This window comes from Halomonas heilongjiangensis, from assembly GCF_002879645.1.
Lineage (GTDB): Bacteria > Pseudomonadota > Gammaproteobacteria > Pseudomonadales > Halomonadaceae > Halomonas > Halomonas heilongjiangensis.
In genome coordinates, this window is record NZ_PNRE01000003.1 from 13,456 (window position 1) to 32,519 (window position 19,064).

Sequence of the window (19,064 nt, forward strand, 5' to 3'; positions counted from 1 at the left end):
TCACTCGCCACCCCGATAACGCCTCCGCGCCTCGGCGATGGTGCGGTGGTGGGCGTCGGCCCAGGTCACCAGGGCTTGCATCGGCTCGAGGAAGGAGTGGCCGAGCTCGGTGAGGCGGTACTCCACGCGCGGCGGCACTTCCGGATAGACCGTGCGGGTGATGAAGCCATCCTGTTCCAGGTGCTTGAGGGTGCGCGAGAGCATCTGCTTGGAGATGTCGCCGATCTCGCGCATCAGCGCGTTGAAGCGCTTGGTGCCGGGCTGCAGGGTGAGGAGGATGAGCACGCTCCATTGATCGCCGATGCGGTCGAGCACGTCGCGGATCGGGCAGGGGTGATCGAACTCGATGCTCTCGGGTTGTGGTTGTGGCATGGCGGGCTCCTTGGGCGCTCATGGGTCAGGGCGGTGTGACCGGGTCGCATGGCGGTGACTTCTTGCGCAGGGGCAAGAAGTACCATAGTTTGCCGCTTGGGTCTATTTAGTAGACCAGGTCTCGAATGCAAACCAAGGAGTCTCAGTCATGGCCAACGTCGCTCTTATCGGCGCCTCCGGCAACGCCGGTTCCCGCACCCTCAAGGAACTCTCCGACCGCGGTCACACGGTGACCGCCATCGCCCGGCATCCCGACAGGATCGCCACCCTGCCCGGGGTAACGGCCCGCCCGGGGGATGCCAACGACCGGGCGGAGTTGGCCGACACCCTGCGCGGCCACGATGCGGTGATCAGCGCGGTGCACTTTTCCGCCAGCGATGCCGATACCCTGGTCGGCGCGGTACGCGATGCGGGGGTGAGGCGTTACCTGGTGGTGGGCGGGGCCGGCAGCCTGGAAGTCGCGCCCGGCCAGCGCCTGATCGACCAGCCGGAGTTTCCCGCCGAGTACAAGGCGGAAGCGAGCGCAGGCGTGGTCTTCCTGGAGCGGCTGAGAACGGTCGAGGATCTCGACTGGACCTTCCTGTCACCCTCGGCGCTGTTCATCCCGGGGGAGCGTACCGGCACGTTCCGCCTCGGCAAGGAGATGCTGCTGAGCAACGAGCACGGCTCCAGCATCTCCTTCGAGGACTACGCCATCGCCCTGGTCGACGAGCTCGAGCGGCCCGCTCACGTGCGGCAGCGCTTCACCGTGGGCTATTGATCCCCGCCGAGGGCCGCGCCGGCCGCTGCTCGGGCACGCGGGTGCCCGGGGCGGCGCTTGGCCGCCTCGAGTCGCGGCCGAAACATTATCAGGCTATCGTTTGTCTGACTGAACGGAGAGGGCCCATCCGACATGAAGCTCGGCATGGGTCCGCGTCACTACCTTGAAGGAGCTGTCATGAGTCAAGCGACCGACTACACCCCGCCGCGGGTCTGGACCTGGGACAAGGCGAACGGCGGGGACTTCGCCAGCATCAACCGGCCCATCGCCGGCCCCATCCACGACAAGGCGCTGCCGGTGGGCGAGCACCCCTTCCAGCTCTATTCGCTGGCCACGCCCAACGGGGTGAAGGTCACGGTGATGCTGGAGGAGCTGCTGGCGCTGGGCTACCAGGACGCCGAGTACGACGCCTGGTTGATCCGCATCGGCGAGGGCGACCAGTTCGGCAGCGGCTTCGTCGCGATCAACCCCAACTCGAAGATCCCGGCCCTGGTCGACCGCAGCGCGTCCGAGCCGATTCGGGTCTTCGAGTCGGGTTCGATCCTGCTCTACCTCGCCGAGAGGTTCGGGGAGTTCCTGCCGGGGAGCCTGACCGGGCGCACCGAGACCCTGAACTGGCTGTTCTGGCAGATGGGCAGCGCGCCCTTCCTGGGCGGCGGCTTCGGTCACTTCTACGCCTATGCGCCCGAGAAGCTCGAGTACGCCATCGACCGCTACGCCATGGAGGCCAAGCGCCAGCTCGACGTGCTCGACCGCCGCCTGGCCGAGACCCGCTACCTGGGGGGCGACGACTACAGCATCGCCGATATCGCCACCTGGCCCTGGTACGGCCAGCTGGCGCTGGGCCGGCTCTACGACGCCGGCGAGTTCCTGCAGGTGCAGGAGTACGCGCACGTGCAGCGCTGGGCGAAAGAGATCGATGCCCGCCCGGCGGTGCAGCGTGGGCGCATGGTCAACCGCACCTTCGGGGAACCCTCGATGCAGCTCCACGAGCGCCACGACACCGACGACTTCGAGACGAAGACCCAGGACAAGCGAGGGGTGACGGCTTGAACCGGGGACGCGCTCCGGAGGCAACCTGTAAGGAATTCTTACAAGTTCGTCAGGAGGGGAGCAGGTAGGTCTCGAGGACCTGCGGGGCTGGAAGCCTTGGAGCAGCAGGTCAAGCAGGATAAGAAGCGATAAACAGGAGCACTGATCGGCCAGCATTGGTTGAGCACACCTTGCTCGCCCTGATCGTGATGTGTGTGGGGGAGCCCTGCCGGATGTCGGGCAAACCGGAACGGTTCACCTAAGATGGGGGATGCCCCGGGACAAGGATTGCCGATGACCGCCCAACAAGGCCTCACCCTGGCTCGTGCCGATGCCCGCCGCCTGCTGGTGCGCTATCACTTCCGACAGGCGCCGCTGGCGACCGTCGTGCGTCGCCTGGGGACCATTCAGTTCGATCCCCTGGCGCCGGTCGGTACCAACCCGGACCTGGTCCTGCAGTCCCGTGTGCCCGGCTACCGGCGGGGTGACTGGCTGCATGCGGCCTATGGTCAGCGGCTGCTGGTCGATGGCTGGGACAAGCAGGCCAGCCTGATCCAGCCCGGGGAGTGGTGGGCCCAGGCGCCGTTCCATCGCTGGTTCGCCCGGCGCTGGCGACAGCGTGGCGTGGATGTCGAGTCCCCGGAAGCCCTCGCCCTGGTCGACCAGGTCGAACGCCATGGCCCCGCCACCAGCCTCGAGCTCGGCGATCAACGGGCCGACCCTGCATTGCGCGGCAGTTGGTACGGACCCAAGCGCTCGCGTCATCTGCTCAAGGCGCTATGGGACACCGGGCGCTTGATGACGCACCATCGAGTGGGCGGTCGCCATGCCTACGACTTGCCCGAACGCGTGCTGCCCCGGGGCGCGAGCGTGCCGGACGCCACGCAGGACGATGCCCTGCAACGGCTGGTGGTCCGTCGCGTGCAGGCCGCTGGCTTGCTGCGTCCCACTGCCGATGCCGCCGTCTGGTTGCTGCCCTGCCCGCGCGCGGAGCGGGATCGAATCGCCGCACGGGCCATCGCCAGGGGAGAGTTGATCGAGCTCGACGTGGAAGGCACGGGCTACTGGACCACGCCTGAGGCACTCTCGGTCCTGGAGGAGGCCCCCGACTCGGCCGGTTCCACGAGTCAGGGAATGCGTTTTCTCGCCCCGCTGGATCCGCTGATATGGGACCGCGGTGGCGTTGCCCGGGTCTTCGGTTTCGATTACGTCTGGGAGGTCTACAAGCCCCTGGCCCAGCGGCGCTGGGGGTACTATGTGCTGCCGGTGCTGTGGGGCGAGCGCTTCATTGCTCGCTTCGACGCCAAGTGCCAGCAGGGCACCTTGACCCTCCTCGCCTGGCACTGGGAGCCCGACATCCATCCGGCCAGGCTTCCCGAGGGCCTGCCCGAGGCCCTTCAGCAGACCGCCCGTGAGTTTCTCGATTACCTCGGCGCTACCCGTCTCGTCCTGCCCAGGGGCCTCGGTCGCGAGGCCCGATGCGCCTGGCAGCGGGCGGTCACATGAACCGACCCCATTGAGTAGTTGGCAAAGGACTGTTTCCCCATGAAGCTCGATCTCTATCACCTCGACGCCTTCGCTCGGCGTCCCTTAAGGTGGGCGTCGACGAGGATCCCGTGACCGGCCCGCCGGTTGAGGTGGGCCCAATGGGGGAGCATGCAACGAGGAGGGGCCCGGTTACCCGGGCCCGCGCCTCCGGCCTCGTCAGCGGCGCGCTTCGAGGATCAGGTTGAAGGGCGTTTCGGCCGCGTTGCGCCTGCGCATCGAAGACGCCAAGCGCCGGCTCGAGCGACCGAGGCCTCGGTCGAAGAGATCAGCTGGCGGGTCGGCTACGAGGACTCGGCCTTCATCCGGCGGCTGTTCAAGCGCACCACCGGCCTCAACCCGAGCGCCTATCGCCGGCGCTTTCGCATCCCCGACTTCGCTCGGTCGTCGCACTGAGTCGAGGCCAACCGGCTCGCGCTTCCGCCGTCCTTCACGCCGGTGCCAGCCAGTACCGGTTTTTCTCAGGCACCGTTGTGACCCATGGGAAAGACGCGATTGCGATCCCCAGCGATTCGCCGCAAAGTGACCCGGTAGTGGCAAGAGGTTGGCCCGCCCTGGGGGCTGGATGGCAGGGGGATGGTGTTCGACATCCCGGGGTGTCGAGAAGAGTTGTCGAGAAGGGTTGTCGAGAACCGAGCAAGGGAATGACATGACTTCGATCCGTCGTCAGCTGGTCGCTTTGATCGAGCGGGGCGCCATACCGGACGAGCAGGTGGAACGCGCCGTCCGGCTCTCCGGGCTCCATCCCACGGGCCGGGCCTGGTCCGTGTTCCTGGATCGGCTGCTGTTGTGGCTCGGCTGCCTGGCGCTGGCCTTCGCGGTGCTGTTCCTCATCGCCTACAACTGGTCCGAGATGGGTCGCTTGTTGCGCCTCGGGCTGGTGGAGGCGGCGCTGGTGCTGGCCGTTGCCGTTTACTGGATTGTCGACGGGCGCGGGATGATGGGCCATGCCGTTCTGACGGCGGCGGCGCTGCTGCTGGGGGTGCTGCTGGCGCTGTTCGGCCAGGTGTACCAGACCGGCGCCGACCCCTGGCAGCTGTTCTTCACCTGGGCGCTGCTGATGCTGCCCTGGGTGCTGGTCGCCCGCTTCGACGTGCTCTGGGTACTGTGGCTGGGGCTGCTCGACCTCGCCGTGCTGCTCTATTTCCGCACCTGGGGCGGGCCATTGGATGCCTGGGTCGCGGGCGATGCCTCCGCCCTGTGGGGGCTGTTCCTGCTCAACACCCTGGCGCTGGTCGCGTGGGAGCTGGGGGCGCGGCGCTGGCGTTGGCTCGCGGCCGGGTGGCCCGTCCGCCTGCTGGCGCTGGGCAGCGGCATCCCGATCACGCTGCTGGTGATGACGTTCATCCTCGACGAGCGGGCGGCCTTCTCGCCGTCGCTGCTGGCGTATGCCCTGTGGCTGATGGCGCTCTACGCCGTCTACCGCCACTGGAAACCCGACCTGTTCATGCTGGCGGGGGGCTGCCTGTCGGCGATTGTCGTGACGACGCTTTTCCTCGCCAGGCACCTGTTCTGGCAAGCCGAGGCGGCCGGTTTCCTGTTGATGTCCCTGGCGGTATTGGGCTTGGGCGCCGCGGCGGTGTTCTGGCTCAAGCGGCTCCACGCGGAGATGGAATCATGAGCCGCTGCGTGCTACCTCTGCGAGACGGCTCGGCCAGGCCGACGGCTGGCCAAGATACCCCATGATGTCCATGACCTCGTGGCGGCCCTGGCGTTCGAGTACCAGTGTCGGAAACCCCGCCCCATCCACGCGGGCCAGCAGTTCCCGGCTGGCGCGGATATGTGTCCAGGTCGGCTCGCCCTGCTGTGTGGCGTAGGCCGCGTCGAAGGCGAACCCGTCGAGCCCGATATCCAACGCCAATGCGTGTAGCACCGCTGGGTCGGAGATGCGCCGCCCTTCGACGTAGTGGGCTGTCTGCAGGCGTGCCAGCAGATCAAGCCCCCGGCCGTCGATCTCGTCGGCCGCGAGCATGGCGGTGATCGGTGGCTCGGAATCGAACACCGCGCTTTGGTCGCAGAGCAGACCATCGCGATAGGCTTCTCCAAACGGTTGGCCGCTGAGCCGTGCGATCCGCCGGTCGTGCGGTTCCACCCTCTGGCGCAGCTGCGGCGTCACGGGGTGGCGGTTGGCGCCGGCCATCATGCCACCGGCATGAAACGCTACCGGCAGCGATTCGTGCGCCGCCTGGATCAACGGTGCGACGGCATAGCACCAGCCGCACAATGGATCGAGGATGTAGTGCAGGGTTACCGCCCCGGCGTTGTCGGGGCGGAAAGAGGTTGCCTGGTCGTTCATGGGGTTACCACTCCATCTCGCCCGTGTTGACCTTGGCGCCGATCTCCAGCGCGATGCCGAGGCCCGCCTGCGGGTAGGCGTCCTGCATCGCCTCGATCAGCGCTGCGCTGTCATCGGCGTGGGTCAATTCGGTCTCGAAACGCTGCAGATAATCCTGGGTGTAGGCCAACTGCGAAGCATCCTGCGGCAGCTCAGGCAGGGAATGGCCCGGTACCACGGTGGTCGGATTCAGTGCGGCGATGTCGTCCAGTTTCTCCACCCAGGCCGCGCGCTCCGCCGCTGTCTGGGCATCGGCGGTCCATGCATGCAGTCCGGCGTATACGTTCACGCCGCCGGCCACTGCCCCAATGGACGGGATCCATACATAGCTGCGGTGCGGCAGGCTGTCGTCCAGGCCGCGGATTTCCAGCGTCTGGCCCTCCAGCGGGATGGTATCGCCGGACAGCACCTCGGGCAGTGGCACCTGCTGCGGGGCATTGGCGCCCAGACGCGGGCCCCAGATTTCCAGCTTGGTCGGCAGGGTATCCTCGATCTTCTTCACCGTCGGCTCGGTAGCGACTACCTCCGCATCGGGGAAGAATTGCTCGAGGACGTCGATGCCGAAGTAGTAATCGGGGTCGGCCTGGCTGATGTAGATCGTTTTCAGCTCTTTGCCGCTATCCAGCACCATGGCTGCGATGCGCAGTGCGTCGGCGCGAGTAAAGCCGGTATCCAGCAGCACGGCGTCGTTCTCGCCGGACACCAGCACGGCATTGACGTGAAAGCTGCCGGCATCGGCGTTATAGACCTGCAGCGTCAGCGGTGCCGCCGTGGTCTCGTCGGTCTGCGCGTCGGCGTTGGCGGATGCAAGGCCCAGCGCCGCAGTGGCGAGGGTGAACCAGCGGACCGGAGAGAGGAGTTTTTTCATCGCGCTTATCCTGCAAGGTGGGTGAACAGGTGGTGTGCACAGGATATTGGTTCGAAATGGTTGGATATACGCTATTCTGATCGACAGTTTGTCAACCAGATCGAGCGAATAGATGGACCGTTTTACCGCCATGCAGGTGTTCGTTGCGGTGACCGAGCGCGGCAGCGTGACCGCGGCCGCCGAAGCCTTGGATATGTCGCGGGCGATGGCCAGCCGCTACCTCGAGAGCCTGGAGCACTGGCTGGGGGCGCGGCTGTTGCACCGCACGACGCGCCGCATCGCCCTGACCGATGCCGGTCACGAGGCCCTGGCGCGCTGCCGCCAGATGCTGGACCTCGCTGATGAAGTGCAGCTGGCGGCCGGTGCGCGCGGTGTCGAGCCAAAAGGCCGGTTGCGCATCGCCACCAGCCAGTCGTTTGCCCAGGCCTGGCTCGCGGAAGCAGTGGCGGAATTTCTCGAAGATCATCCGCAGGCGCAGGTCGAGCTGCTGGTGCTGGAGCGGGCCGTCAACCTGGTGGAGGAGCGGGTGGACCTGGCGGTGCGTATCACCAATCAGCTCGATGAAGCCTTGGTGGCACGGCGACTGTGCTCCTGTCGCTCGGTATTGTGCGCGTCTCCCGACTATGCGAAGCGCTATGGCGTACCGCACACGCCCGAGATGCTGGCTGAGCATGCTTGTGTGGCACACTCCTATGTCAGCCGTAGTGAGATCCGACTGCGCCGGGAGGGCCGCAGTGTGACCGTGCCGGTGACAGGGAAACTTTCCAGCAACGAGACGGGCGTCGTGCGCATGGCCACGCTGGCCAGCGCCGGCATTGCGATGCTACCGACCTATTTCGTCGCCGATGACCTGCGTCGAGGCCGGCTGGTACCCGTATTGCCGGCGTGGGAGCCGGAGCCGCTGGGGATTCATGTGGTGTATCTGTCGCGCCGCTACCAGCCGCTACTGCTACGGGTGATGATCGACTTCCTGGCCGATCGGCTCGGCGGTGATACCGCGCCCTGGGATCGCGATATCGCCATTGATCGCTCTATTCGCACGGAGACATCTTGATGGGCCGTTCCATGACGCCGCTGAAAGATCAACTTGCCCAGGCCGGCATCTCGGTGACTCAAGGCGATGGCGAGCCGGCACTCGAGACGCCCTGGTTCGTGCGCACGTTGCAGGCGATCTCGGGCTGGCTGGCGGCGGTGTTCCTGATGGGGTTCATCGCCCTGGGGGCGGCGTTCGTGATCGAGAGCAGCGTCGCCTCCGCCGCGTTAGGGCTCGCGATGATCGCCGGCGCCTATGCGCTGTTGCGGATGGCGCCCGGCGACTTCGTCGAGCACCTGGCCCTGGCCGCGAGCCTCGCGGGGCAGCTGCTGGTGGCCTGGGCCCTGGGCTCCGCCCTGGGGGACATGACTACCAGCTTCTGGTGGGGGCTGCTGGGGCTGCAGGCCGTGCTGGCGCTGGCCATGCCGAGCCTCACCCATCGCACCTTCTCCGCCTTCGCCGCCAGCCTGGCGCTCTACCTGGCCCTAGCCGAAAGCGGTGTGCCGCATGTGGCCGGTGGCCTGGTGCTGCTGGCGCTGACCGGTATCTGGCTCAACGAGTTTCGCTGGCCGGCTCGCCTGCGGCCGGTGCAGGCCTGGGGCCATGGCCTGTTGCTGGGGCTGCTGGCCATCCAGGCGGCGGGGAGCTCCGGCCAGTCGCTGCTCCTTGGGCGCTACTACCCCGGCGGCGGGCCGGCCTGGTTGGGGCCCTGGGTGGGAGAGGCCCTGGGCGCGCTGGCGCTGTTGCTGCTGCTTCGGCACGTCTTCCAGCGCCACGCTCAGGCAATCGCGCCGTCCGTTCGCGTGGCCGCCTATGGCGCCGTGGCGGGGCTGATGCTGGTCTCGCTCCAGGCTCATGGTTTGACCCAAGGAGCCGTGGTGGTCGCGCTGGGCTTCGCCATCGGCAATCGCCTGGTCATGGGGCTCGGGGTTCTGTCGCTGCTGTTCGCCATCGGCGGCTACTACTACTGGCTCGAGGTGACGCTGCTGACCAAGGCCCTGACGCTGCTTGCCCTCGGCGCGCTGCTGCTGGCGATCCGCTGGGCCATGCGGCACGGGTGGCGGGGCGGGCAGGGGGATGACGCAAGAGGCGGGGAAGCGGAGGACACGGGCCGATGATACCGGCAGCCAAGCGGCACAAGATCATCGTGGCGGCGACCCTGGTGCTGATGCTGGCGGTGGTCAACTGGGCCATCTGGGCCAAGGAGCGCCACCTGGCCGAGGGCGAGGTGGTGTACCTGGAATTGGCGCCGGTGGACCCGCGCTCGCTGATGCAGGGCGACTACATGGCGCTGAATTTCGAGATCGGCAACCGCATCCAGCAGGCGCTGTACGCCCGGCGGCTCGACAGCGACGAGACCCATGCCGCCGATGGCCATGTGGTCGTGCGCCTGGACGCGCAGCGCGTGGCACACTTCCAGCGGCTGGGCGCCGGGAACGAGGCGCTGGGTGCCGACGAGAGGCGCCTGCGCTACCGGCTGCGCAACGGCCGGGTCCGGTTCGCCACCGATGCCTTCTTCTTCCAGGAGGGTCACGCCGAGCGCTACGAACCCGCGCGCTACGGCCAGTTCCGCGTCAACGAGAGAGGCGAGCCCCTGTTGGTCGCCCTGCACGGTGCCGAACTGGAACTGCTCGGGGAAATGGAGCGTTAATCCCGCGAGTGGCTGTGGCACTGGTCTCTTCACCTGCAGAGGTCACGCGCCGGACGCACCCTCCATGGCAGCAGGGCATCCGGCGCTTGCGTTTCAGGCCACCTGCTTCTCGCCGACGGCGGAGGCGTTGGCCCGGCTCAGGAACGAGCGGTTCAGCGGGCTGTGCGGCTTGGCGGCGAGGCGCTCGTGGGCCAGGCCTTCGGCCACGTCGCGGTAACCGCCGCGCAGGGCGGCTTCGGTCAGCGTCCAGTCGATGATGTCGCGTTGGGCGTGGCTGCCGCCGAAGGCGTTGGCGATGAAGCGCGCCGGGTGCAGGCGCTCGACCGCGGTGGCGTAGTCGCCGCGCCAGAAGGCGACGAAGCCCTCCGTCAGGGGCAGGCCGATGCGCCGTGCCCAGGCGGCGGTCTCCGCGCCGCCTCCCGCGTTGCGTAGCGCGGCCAGCAGCCGCTCCACCCGGTCGTCACGCCCGGCGCCGAGGTAGGCCATCACGGCATGCCAGTCGTTGAAGGGGTAGAGCTTGCCGTCGGCGTGCCGGTCCCAGGTGTCGGCCAGTTCCCGCCAGCGGGGGCCGACGTTCTGGCCGGTGAGGTGCAGGCGCCAGAGCAGGGCGGAGGCGTCGACCATGTCCAGCGCCACGGCGCTGCGTTCCTGGCGGATGGGGCCGTCATACAGGGCCAGTGCCTCACCGGTCTGCCCCAGCTCGAGATGGCAGAGCGCGCGGTGCCACCAGTTGTGGACCTTGAACAGGTTGTCGTCGGCGGCCCAGTAGGGTTCGCGGGCGATCATCCAGCCGAGGCCATCCTCGGCACGGCCCTGCATCTCCATGACGTGGGCCACGGCGTGATGCGCCCAGCAGTCCAGCGGTTCCCCGTCCAGCGCCTGGCGGCCGGTCTCCTCGGCGCGGGCGTAGGCGCCGCTCTCCTCCAGCCCGAAGGCGTACATGCCCAGCAGGACCGAATGGCCCGGCATGTCGGGCGACCACTTGGGCAGCACGCGGGCGAGGCGGTCGCGCAGGTCGCGGCCGTTGGCGCGGTAGAAGTCCGCCAGGTGGCCGGCCTGTAGCGCCAGGAGGTCGTGCGGGTGGCGCAGGTTGTGGCGATCCAGGGCGCAGGCGGCGGCGGTCCACTCGCCGGCCAGCAACTGGTCGAGCACGGCGACGTGCGAGGCTTCCCGGTCGTTCAGGCGTGAGGCCTTGGCGATGGCGACGTCGGCCCTGGCCGCGTCGGCGGCGTCGGGTTCGGTGGCCAGGGCAAACAGATAGGCCCGAAAGAGGCGGGCCATGGTGAAATCGGGTGCGATCTCGAGGGCCTGGTCCAGCGGCGCCACGGGGTCGCCACGATAGAGGTTGAACGCGTCGACGGCATGGGCGTAAAGGTCGGCGGTCTCGGCGGTGGCGCCGGGCAGGGGGTTTCCTTGGCGGTCGGTCAGCATGGGGGATGACTCCTGGGTGCGGTTGTTGTCGTTCGTCAGGGGACGAAGGGCGGGCAACGGCCTCGCCCCACGCCACGCTGCTAAACTACCCGGAGGTGCGGCGCGGAATAATGGGCGAGACGCCGGAGTTCTTGTCCGAGCCGCCGCCATCACGGGAAGGTCGACCGATGGATGCCTCTCTCGATGTGTTGCGCACGCTGCGCCTGACCGGTGGTCTCTTCCTCGATGCGGAGTTCACCGCGCCCTGGTGTGTGGCCGCGCGGGTCGCCCCGGAGGATTGCCGTCCCTTCACCCCCTTGCCCGGGGGCATCATCGCCTATCACTACGTCAGCGCCGGCCGGCTATGGTTGCGGGTGGGCGAGGGGGCGCCGGTGGAGGTGTCGGCAGGTCACCTGGTGGTGCTGCCCCGCAACGATCCGCACGTGCTCGGCAGCGGTCTGGAGGGCCCGGCCGTCAGCGCCGAGGGGCTGATGCAGGCCACCGTCGAGAGCGGCATCGCCCGGATCGTTCACGGCGGCGGCGGGGAGGCGACGCGGGTGTGGTGCGGCTTTCTGCTCAGCGAGACGACGACCGACCCGCTCGTCGGCATGCTGCCGAGCGTGATGACCCTCGACGTGGCCGAGGGCGTGACCGGGCCATGGATCGAAAGCTCCTTCCGCCTGGCCGCCAGCGAACTCGCTGCCGGGGAGGTGCGCTCACCGGCGCTGCTCGCCAGGCTGGCGGAGCTGCTCTTCATCGAGGCCGTGCAGCGCTACCTCGCGGGCTTGCCGCCGGAACAGCGTGCCTGGGTGGGCGGGTTGCGCAACCCTCTCGTGAGCCGCGCCCTGGCCCTGTTGCACGATCGGCCGGAACGCCACTGGACGACCGAAGCGCTGGCGCGGGAGGTGGGGCTTTCCCGCTCCGCCTTCGCCGAGCGTTTCACCGAGCTGGTGGGGGTTCCCCCCATGCGCTACCTGGCGGGGCTGCGCATGCAGATGGCGGCCCGCCGCCTGCGCGAGTCCCTGGCTCCGATCTCTCGCATTGCGCTGGAAGCGGGGTATGAATCGGAAGCGTCCTTCACCAAGGCGTTCAAGCGCGCCTTCGGGACGCCCCCGGCGACCTGGCGCCGGGGGCAGCATAACCCGCCAGAGCCCAGCCCGGCCGACTGACCCTCGGGCGCTTTCAGGCGCATGCGTCCCTGGACGAAGGGACCACGGTCGTTGATCAGCACTACCACTTCCTGGCCGGTGTCCGGGCGGGTGACCAGCACCTTGGTACCGAAGGGCAGGCTCGGGTGGGCGGCCGTCAGGGCCTGCTCTTACCCCGGGTGAGGGGGCCGCCGGAGGCGCTGCACCGCGGCGTGGGGTCCTGGAGCAAATGCACCGCGACAGGGTGGCTATTGTGCTTCGAAGTCCACGCGGCGGATGCTGAAGCGCTCCACGGGCAGCTTGCCGGTAAACAGCTGGTCGAGCCTGGCGTAGAGCACGTAGGTTTCGTCGCCCTGCTGCGCCGCCGTCGTCACGAAAACGGCGCCCGTGTCCATGCGGCCGGAGACGTGAGCGCTTTTCCAGCCATCCTCACTGGACAGCTGCACTACCGCATCTGTGCTCACCTCGCCACCGATGATGGCGTTGGCTGCCAGGACCAGCTTGCCTTGTGAGTCCCAGACCATGCCGTCGGCACCCTCGAAGGTGTGGTCGAGAGCGACCTGCTGGACGTCTGAAGGATCATCGAGCGACACGCGAAACAGCGTGCCGTCATTGTACTTGGCGACGATCAGGTAGCCGTCGGGATGGTACACCAGTCCGTTGAGGTTGACGCCTTCGCCGTCGAACAGCTCTGATGTCGTCAGTACGTCGGGTTCGCCGTCCACCGGCACCCGGTAGATCACCGGCGATAGACTGTTGGTCACATACGCAGTGCCGTCTGGTCCGACGATGACATCGTTGCAGAAATGGGCTGCTCCCTCATGAAGGGCGGTGAGGTCGACATGGCGCAGCGGCTCACCGGTAGCGAGGTCGTAGATGGCAAGTTCCGCCACTTGCATCTTGGTGCCTTCCGCCGTTCGCTCGCCGACGCCGAGATCGGAGTTGCACACCAGCACCCGATTGCGCTCCGAATCCAGGTGCAAGCCGAAGGTCGAGATCAGGCGCTCGTCCTCGACGAGCGGTTGGATATCGCCCTCAAGCGAGACGCGGTAGATGCCCCCGAAATATAGCGAACTCACGAGAAATTCGTCGCGGGTCTGATCATAGGCGATACCCTCCGGGAAGAGGTTATGTTCCTCGAACACGATTTCGGAGGGTCCCGGTGACAACGCGGGCTCGGCTTCTGGCGGCTGGGTTTCGGCGTTCGCATGACCGGCGAGCAGCAAACCGGCGCCGGCGAACAGGGCCGTGCTCAGCGCTTTGCGAGGTGTACTGGAGTGGAATGCTGGCATCAGGCTTTCCCCCTCGTGGTGGCCAAGGATGGCCATGGTGTCGAAACATTCGGTTTCGACGGACGATGAGCCCAGAACCATCATCACAAAATCATTAACCCATTGATTTAATTTCTACTATTTTCTGTGGGCATGGGCTGGTTGGCCTACGGGGTCATAGGGCCGGGGCTTCAACAGAATAGCCCAACAGCAGTCGCGCGTGCGGAATTCGGTGCCCCGCGATGGGCCACGAAGCTGTTGTGGTCATGCTGATCTTCGATTGAACCACCTGTCGATTGCAGGCCGATCCGTTCGACATGGAGGTGGACGACCACAACATGAGGGAGACGAACATGCGATTCATGGTCATTGTGAAGGCGAGCAAGGAGTCGGAGGCCGGCACGTTGCCGAGCCAGGAGCTGCTGGAGGCGATGGGCAAGTACAACGAGGAGCTGGTCAATGCCGGGATCATGCTCGCCGGTGAAGGGTTGCAGCCGAGCAGCAAGGGGGCGCGCGTGCGCTTCTCGGGCGACCAGCGCATCGTCATCGACGGCCCCTTCGCCGAGACGAAGGAGCTGGTCGCCGGCTACTGGCTGTGGCAGGTGGCGTCGAAGGAGGAGGCCATCGAGTGGGTCAAGCGTTGCCCGAACCCGATGCCCGGCACCGAGGCCGAGATCGAGATCCGTCAGGTATTCGAGGCCGACGACTTCGGTGAGGAGTTCACCCCGGAACTGCGCGCGCAGGAGGAGCGGCTGCGTGCCCAGGCCGCCGAGTGGCAGCAGAAGCGCTGAGCGGTGCCGGTCGCAATGCCGTCGGCGAGGATCCGCCAGGCGTCCGCCCGCGGGCTCAATTCACCTGGGTAATCATCACTGGTGCCACGCCCCGGTGGAGCATGCCGAGCTTGCGGGCCGCGTGCTTGGAGAGATCGATGACGCGTCCCTGGACGAAGGGACCACGATCGTTGATCAGCACTTCCACTTCCTGGCCGGTGTCCGGGCGGGTGACCAGCACCTTGGTACCGAAGGGCAGGCTCGGGTGGGCGGCCGTCAGGGCCTGCTGGTCGAAGGGCTCGCCGCTGGCCGTCGGTGCGCCCTGGAAGGTGTCGCTGTAGAAGGAGGCGATGCCTTCCTCGGTAGCGTCATCGTGCGCCTGCACGCTACCCGCCATCAGCAGGCCGGCCAGGCAACAGGCGAGAGTCAGTCGGGATCGGGTTCCCATGGATTACCTCATGGTTCTCGTGTAGCGGATCGCGCGTCCATCGATGCGATGAGGTGCCGGTAGGCAGGGGGCATGGTAACCGCCCTGGCCAGGGGGGGCAACCCGTAGCGAAGATCGACGACGTTGACGACAAAAGAACGCTATTCGTGTAACAAGGCCTACGGCCGTCTAGGCTCGATCGCCCACGTCCGGCCTCGGCCAGGTTCACGGCATGAGGGGCGGGGGGAACGAGGCGACCCTTCCGGAGCTATCCCCATCCCGTGGGATGCCATACTCACCACGGACGGATGCGGTGCCAGGCCACGTGACAGGGAACAGTGATCATGTCGTTTCGCTACGTCGCCATGCTGGCCGGGGGGATGGTGACCCTTGGAGGGTGCCAGGCCCAGGAGGAGTCGCCCCCTTCAGGAGGGAGCGCCTATGAGGCGGTCGAGGAGCGTTTCGTGGAGCACGACTGTGCAGCGGAGCGTTGCGCGGAGGTGGCGGTGAGCGCGCTGCGCTTTCCCGATTCGCCGGCGTTGACCGAGCAGCTGCGCCGCAGGCTACTCGTCATGGGGATGGGCATCACCGATGGCGAGAACGACCGCCCGGCCGACTCCTGGGAAGGCTATGCGCAGGCGTTCCTTGCCCAGGCCGAGGCCGACCGCCACCTCGTGCCTCTGCATTCCGCCAGCCAGGCGCGGCTCGAGGCCAACGTCTATGCTCGGCATGACGACCTGCTGATCATCGAGCTCGACAGCTATGTCTACCATGCGGGCCAGGCCCACGGCATGCCGTTGACCGGGTTCATGGTCATCGACGAGCGGCTGGGGCGCGTGGTGGGGTTCGACGACATGCTCGTCGACGGTCAGGAGGAGGCGTTTCGCGAGGCACTGGCCCGTGCCCACCGGCGCTGGCTGCAGCAAACGAATGCCGATGACGACTTCGCCGCCACCTGGCCGTTGAGCGAGAGCCGCAACGTCGCGCCGCTCGAGACGGCCTGGGTGGTCAGGTACAACGTCTACGAGATTGCCCCCTACGCCGCCGGTCAGCCGGAGCTGCACATTCCCAACGACGACCTGGCGGGCATCGTCGAACCGCGCTATCTCGTGCCGCAGCGGGAATAGGCGAGCGGCGATGCGCGAGGCCCTGAGGAGAGAAATGCAAGGCCCCAGCCCAACGAACAAGCACCCCATGGAAGGGTTTCCGCAGGTGTGCTTCATCAAGAACGTCATCCAGAGCCCGAATATCATCGTGGGGGACTACACCTACTACGATGACCCGGAAGACGCCGAGAACTTCGAGCGTAATGTTCTCTACCACTACCCCTTTATCGGCGACAGGCTGATCATCGGGAAGTTCTGCGCCATTGCGCGCGGCGTCAAGTTCATCATGAACGGGGCGAACCACAAGCTTTCCGGGATCTCCACCTATCCGTTCCAGATATTCGGCAATGGCTGGGAAAGGGTCATGCCGGAGCCGAGCGAGTTGCCGTACAAGGGGGACACGGTCATCGGTCATGATGTGTGGATAGGTTACGACGCCCTGATCATGCCCGGGGTCTCGATCGGCAACGGTGCCATCGTATCGACTCGCTCGGTCGTGGTGGGCGATGTGCCCGCCTACACCGTGGTAGGCGGCAATCCTGCCCGGCCCATCAAGCAGCGTTTCCCGCCGGAAGTCGTCGAGATGCTGGAGTCCATCGCCTGGTGGAACTGGCCGGCCGAGAAGATCACCCGGCATCTGGAGGTCATCGTGTCGGGGGATGTCGAGGCGCTGCGCCGCTGCGAGGCGAGTCCCTGAACTGGTCGCTGCGTGAGCACATGGGTGGCTGCCGCGAACGCGACGAGGTGTGGGAGCCCCTGGCGCTGATCCACGAGCGCTTCGAGACCCGACAGGCCGGGCATATCGCCGAGCGCAGGCATTGCCCGAAACGTCGTGCCGCTCGAGACGGCCTGGGTGGTCAGGGACAAGAAAGTCTCGGTGACCTGTGGCATCTTTGGGGTTTTCCGAGAGGAGGTATCCGACCATGGCAAGCATCTTCACCCGCATCATCCAGGGCGAGCTCCCGGGGCACTTCGTCTGGGAGGATGAGCAGTGTGTGGCCCTGATGACCCTCAACCCGATGAAGCCCGGTCACCTACTGGTGATTCCACGCGAGGAGATCGACCACTGGGACGACCTGCCGGCCGAGCTGGTCATCCACCTCATGGCGGTGTCGCAGAAGCTCGCCAAGGCCCTCAAGCGCGCCTTCCCCTGTGAGCGGGTGGGCATGCTGGTCGTCGGGCTGGAGGTGCCGCACGTGCACATCCACCTGGTGCCGATCGATGCGATGCAGGACATCCGGGTGGAGGGACTGGCCCAGGCGCAGCCCGAGGAACTGGCGGACGCCGCATCTCGACTCCGGGAGACCCTGACTTGATCTAAACTCTGCTTGCTCTGCTGGGAATTTTTGGCTGTGGGTGTCACTCGATCGAGAGGGGTGTGAGCCATGCAGCGTGTACAGCCCGACGTGTGGGAGACCGAAGTGGAGAGCCCCTTCCCTGGGCTCACCGTGCATGCCTACCTGCTCGTTCGCGAGACGGGCAACGTGCTCTTCTACAACACCGGCCACCGCCACGAGATCGAGCGGATGACGGAGCTGGGCGGCGTCGCCTATCAGTACCTGAGTCACCGAGATGAGGTGGGGAAGACCCTGACACTGATCCACGAGCGCTTCGGTGCCAGATTGGCGGGCCACATCGCCGAGCGTGACGATTTTGCCCGCGTGCGCACCCCGGAGATCCTGTTCGACAAGCGCGAACGGCACCTGGGGGCCATCGAGGTGATTCCCACCCCTGGCCATAGCCCCGGCAGTACCTGCTTCCTGGTGGATTCCGCCCACGGCAAGCTCTACCTTTTCACCGGCGATACCCTCTACCGTGACGAGGATGGCGGTTGGAGTGCCGGTTTCATCCCCAGGCTGAATACGGTGGAGGACCGGGAGACGCTGGCCGAGAGCCTGCGGTTGCTGAAGACGCTCGAGCCGGACGTGATCTTCTCCAGCGCATTCAGTGGTGAGAGCGGATTCCAGGAACTCGCCCCGGGCGAGTGGCCCGTGCTGGTGGATCGAGCGCTTGCCGAGCTGCTGGGGCGAGGCGGCGCAATATTGGCTGCGCGACTACAGGCATATCGTTCGGCAATACCTCGACGGCTTCGGCGCTTTCGGTTCTGAAGGGGGGCAGCCTGACCGATGACGTCGCGTGGGAGATGCAGGCCTTCAGCGTTCTGAGCGACGTACCCTTTGGCCTCGCAGGTCGGTGAACGCCGTCTCCAGGTCGCCGACGCTGGCGGCGCCTCGTATGACGTCGGTGCGCCGGCCCTGCTCATCGAACAGTACGATGGTGACCTGATCGACCAGATGCTCACCGGCGAAGCGCGCCCCCTGCGTGGTGTTGATGTTCACCACGCGCCAGGCGGGAGGGTGCTCGATATTGGCCAGCGCCTGTTCGGCATTGTTGCGCAGGCGGCGACTCGCCGAGCGGCGCTGGTCGAACACCTGCACCGCGACCGGTTCGCCGCTGCCGATCACGCTCAGGTCGGCCAGTGTGCGAACGTTACGCTCCTCGAGAATGAGCCAGGCCGCCGGCACGGCAAGGATGGCCAGGACGATCAGGGTGCCACGTACCAGCCGACGAGGGCGGAAACGCCGTCGCGGCTTGCCGGCGAGGGACTTGCTCGAGGGGCCGATCGGCTTGCGACGCCTGTTCCTGGTCTTTGGCATGGGGGCACCTCCTGCCGGAAATGGGCCATTCCCTTGTCTAATATAGTGCCTGCCCTGTGCCAGGCCGAGTCAGAAGCCAGGAAATGGGGCGGAGCGAGTGTGAGGCCGACATCGGTGATGTCCTGGCCCGGGCAGGGGGGCAGGAGGGGTTAGACCTGCTGCCGTGATGCGAGAGAGAGGAGGTGCAGGAGACAGGCTACCGTCCTCGGTCGGTAGCTGACACCCGGCTTGGAGCAGTTCCTCAGTCGCTCTCTCCCGAGGTGTGCAGGCCACGGGCGATGAGATCGTCTGCCAGCGCCCGGGCCGCCAGGGCGAATTCCACGCGAGCCATCGCCAGTGCACTCAGGTCTCGCGAGACTACCTCTCGTTCCATACGATCGAGGCGAGCCTTGGCCGTTGCCAGCCGGCGCCCCAGTGCCGCATCGAGCCCGATGCAGCCGGGAGGCGCTTCAGGCATCGGGCATAACTGATCCACCAGGTCGTCGGGCAGTGTGCATGTCATGCTGGGGACTTCCATCACATGAACTCCTCGGCTCCGAACCCCGATCTCACCACCGAATTCCCTTGGTACCGGCCTACAGGCCCGGTGCTTTCTCAGTGTGTGCCGTGGTCGTGACGGTGCCGCTGGCAGCAGGTCTCCATCCTGGAGCTGAGCGAAAACATCAGAGATCCTTCTCTT

At 66.7% G+C, this 19,064-nt stretch carries 22 protein-coding genes and 1 pseudogene; 14 read left to right on the forward strand and 9 right to left on the reverse strand.

Annotated features, from left to right (window positions below; genetic code table 11):
• The gene (locus tag C1H66_RS00425; protein WP_102625953.1) at nt 1-372 is read right to left on the reverse strand and encodes a winged helix-turn-helix transcriptional regulator; all 372 of its coding nucleotides are present in this window, start codon (nt 370-372) and stop codon (nt 1-3) included.
• A gap of 148 nt (nt 373-520) precedes the next feature.
• Between C1H66_RS00425 and C1H66_RS00430 the strand changes: the two genes are divergently transcribed.
• The 5 genes from C1H66_RS00430 (at nt 521) to C1H66_RS00450 (ending at nt 5,330) form a co-directional block, all read left to right on the forward strand.
• The gene (locus tag C1H66_RS00430) at nt 521-1,132 is read left to right on the forward strand and encodes an NAD(P)-dependent oxidoreductase (RefSeq protein ID WP_102625954.1); all 612 of its coding nucleotides are present in this window, start codon (nt 521-523) and stop codon (nt 1,130-1,132) included.
• Nucleotides 1,133-1,309: 177 nt separating this feature from the next.
• Nucleotides 1,310-2,185, forward strand: coding sequence for a glutathione-dependent disulfide-bond oxidoreductase (gene yghU, locus C1H66_RS00435; RefSeq protein WP_102625955.1), 876 nt, complete (start codon nt 1,310-1,312; stop codon nt 2,183-2,185).
• 273 nt (nt 2,186-2,458) lie between these two features.
• A complete protein-coding gene (locus tag C1H66_RS00440) occupies nt 2,459-3,670 on the forward strand; it encodes a DNA glycosylase AlkZ-like family protein (protein ID WP_170064048.1) in 1,212 nt (403 codons plus the stop codon).
• A gap of 150 nt (nt 3,671-3,820) precedes the next feature.
• Nucleotides 3,821-4,105, forward strand: a complete 285-nt coding sequence (locus tag C1H66_RS00445; protein ID WP_102625957.1) for a helix-turn-helix domain-containing protein — start codon at nt 3,821-3,823, stop codon at nt 4,103-4,105.
• A gap of 253 nt (nt 4,106-4,358) precedes the next feature.
• Nucleotides 4,359-5,330, forward strand: a complete 972-nt coding sequence (locus tag C1H66_RS00450; protein ID WP_102625958.1) for a DUF2157 domain-containing protein — start codon at nt 4,359-4,361, stop codon at nt 5,328-5,330.
• On the opposite strand, the gene C1H66_RS00455 is transcribed toward C1H66_RS00450, so the two are convergent.
• Complete coding sequence (locus C1H66_RS00455) at nt 5,325-6,005, reverse strand: DsbA family protein (protein WP_102625959.1); 681 nt, start codon at nt 6,003-6,005, stop codon at nt 5,325-5,327. The genes C1H66_RS00450 and C1H66_RS00455 overlap by 6 nt on opposite strands.
• Before the next feature lie 4 nt (nt 6,006-6,009).
• Nucleotides 6,010-6,912, reverse strand: coding sequence for an MBL fold metallo-hydrolase (locus C1H66_RS00460; RefSeq protein ID WP_102625960.1), 903 nt, complete (start codon nt 6,910-6,912; stop codon nt 6,010-6,012).
• 112 nt (nt 6,913-7,024) lie between these two features.
• Here C1H66_RS00460 and C1H66_RS00465 point away from each other — a divergent pair, with 112 nt between their 5' ends.
• The 3 genes from C1H66_RS00465 to C1H66_RS00475 are packed head-to-tail and all read left to right on the forward strand — an operon-like array spanning nt 7,025 to nt 9,596.
• Nucleotides 7,025-7,966 (forward strand): LysR family transcriptional regulator, encoded by a 942-nt coding sequence (locus C1H66_RS00465; RefSeq protein ID WP_102625961.1) that lies wholly within the window; start codon nt 7,025-7,027, stop codon nt 7,964-7,966.
• 11 nt (nt 7,967-7,977) lie between these two features.
• Complete coding sequence (locus C1H66_RS00470) at nt 7,978-9,063, forward strand: DUF4401 domain-containing protein (protein ID WP_240618167.1); 1,086 nt, start codon at nt 7,978-7,980, stop codon at nt 9,061-9,063.
• Nucleotides 9,060-9,596, forward strand: coding sequence for a GDYXXLXY domain-containing protein (locus tag C1H66_RS00475; RefSeq protein WP_102625963.1), 537 nt, complete (start codon nt 9,060-9,062; stop codon nt 9,594-9,596). The genes C1H66_RS00470 and C1H66_RS00475 overlap by 4 nt, the downstream gene beginning before the upstream one ends.
• Nucleotides 9,597-9,689: 93 nt before the next feature.
• On the opposite strand, the gene C1H66_RS00480 is transcribed toward C1H66_RS00475, so the two are convergent.
• A complete protein-coding gene (locus C1H66_RS00480) occupies nt 9,690-11,027 on the reverse strand; it encodes a tetratricopeptide repeat protein (protein ID WP_102625964.1) in 1,338 nt (445 codons plus the stop codon).
• A gap of 167 nt (nt 11,028-11,194) precedes the next feature.
• Between C1H66_RS00480 and C1H66_RS00485 the strand changes: the two genes are divergently transcribed.
• Nucleotides 11,195-12,175, forward strand: a complete 981-nt coding sequence (locus tag C1H66_RS00485; protein ID WP_102625965.1) for an AraC family transcriptional regulator — start codon at nt 11,195-11,197, stop codon at nt 12,173-12,175.
• Nucleotides 12,176-12,195: 20 nt separating this feature from the next.
• Here the strand turns inward: C1H66_RS00485 and C1H66_RS00490 are convergent.
• Both C1H66_RS00490 and C1H66_RS00495 read right to left on the reverse strand, forming a co-directional pair.
• Nucleotides 12,196-12,324: pseudogene (locus tag C1H66_RS00490) on the reverse strand (RlpA-like double-psi beta-barrel domain-containing protein); the annotation flags it as partial.
• A 78-nt stretch (nt 12,325-12,402) separates the two neighbouring features.
• Entirely contained in the window at nt 12,403-13,530 is a 1,128-nt protein-coding gene (locus C1H66_RS00495) for an SMP-30/gluconolactonase/LRE family protein (protein WP_102625966.1), read from the reverse strand.
• A 248-nt stretch (nt 13,531-13,778) separates the two neighbouring features.
• Between C1H66_RS00495 and C1H66_RS00500 the strand changes: the two genes are divergently transcribed.
• Nucleotides 13,779-14,216 carry a YciI family protein gene (locus tag C1H66_RS00500; RefSeq protein WP_102626009.1) on the forward strand — a complete coding sequence of 146 codons (438 nt, stop codon included), beginning with the start codon at nt 13,779-13,781 and terminating at the stop codon, nt 14,214-14,216.
• Between the two features lie 55 nt (nt 14,217-14,271).
• On the opposite strand, the gene C1H66_RS00505 is transcribed toward C1H66_RS00500, so the two are convergent.
• A complete protein-coding gene (locus tag C1H66_RS00505) occupies nt 14,272-14,643 on the reverse strand; it encodes a septal ring lytic transglycosylase RlpA family protein (protein WP_102625967.1) in 372 nt (123 codons plus the stop codon).
• Nucleotides 14,644-14,966: 323 nt separating this feature from the next.
• Here C1H66_RS00505 and C1H66_RS00510 point away from each other — a divergent pair, with 323 nt between their 5' ends.
• The 4 genes from C1H66_RS00510 (at nt 14,967) to C1H66_RS00525 (ending at nt 17,836) form a co-directional block, all read left to right on the forward strand.
• Nucleotides 14,967-15,749: an RsiV family protein gene (locus C1H66_RS00510; RefSeq protein WP_102625968.1), complete on the forward strand. Its 783-nt coding sequence runs from the start codon at nt 14,967-14,969 to the stop codon at nt 15,747-15,749.
• 34 nt (nt 15,750-15,783) lie between these two features.
• Entirely contained in the window at nt 15,784-16,425 is a 642-nt protein-coding gene (locus C1H66_RS00515; RefSeq protein WP_102625969.1) for a Vat family streptogramin A O-acetyltransferase, read from the forward strand.
• A 226-nt stretch (nt 16,426-16,651) separates the two neighbouring features.
• Complete coding sequence (locus tag C1H66_RS00520; protein WP_102625970.1) at nt 16,652-17,044, forward strand: HIT family protein; 393 nt, start codon at nt 16,652-16,654, stop codon at nt 17,042-17,044.
• A 69-nt stretch (nt 17,045-17,113) separates the two neighbouring features.
• A complete protein-coding gene (locus C1H66_RS00525; protein WP_110286053.1) occupies nt 17,114-17,836 on the forward strand; it encodes an MBL fold metallo-hydrolase in 723 nt (240 codons plus the stop codon).
• A 45-nt stretch (nt 17,837-17,881) separates the two neighbouring features.
• Here the strand turns inward: C1H66_RS00525 and C1H66_RS00530 are convergent, their stop codons facing one another.
• Together C1H66_RS00530 and C1H66_RS00535 are read right to left on the reverse strand one after the other, a co-directional pair.
• Nucleotides 17,882-18,385, reverse strand: coding sequence for a hypothetical protein (locus C1H66_RS00530; protein ID WP_102625971.1), 504 nt, complete (start codon nt 18,383-18,385; stop codon nt 17,882-17,884).
• A 241-nt stretch (nt 18,386-18,626) separates the two neighbouring features.
• On the reverse strand, nt 18,627-18,887 hold the full coding sequence (locus C1H66_RS00535) for a hypothetical protein (protein WP_146010652.1): 261 nt from the start codon (nt 18,885-18,887) through the stop codon (nt 18,627-18,629).
• Between the last annotated feature and the right edge of the window lie 177 nt (nt 18,888-19,064).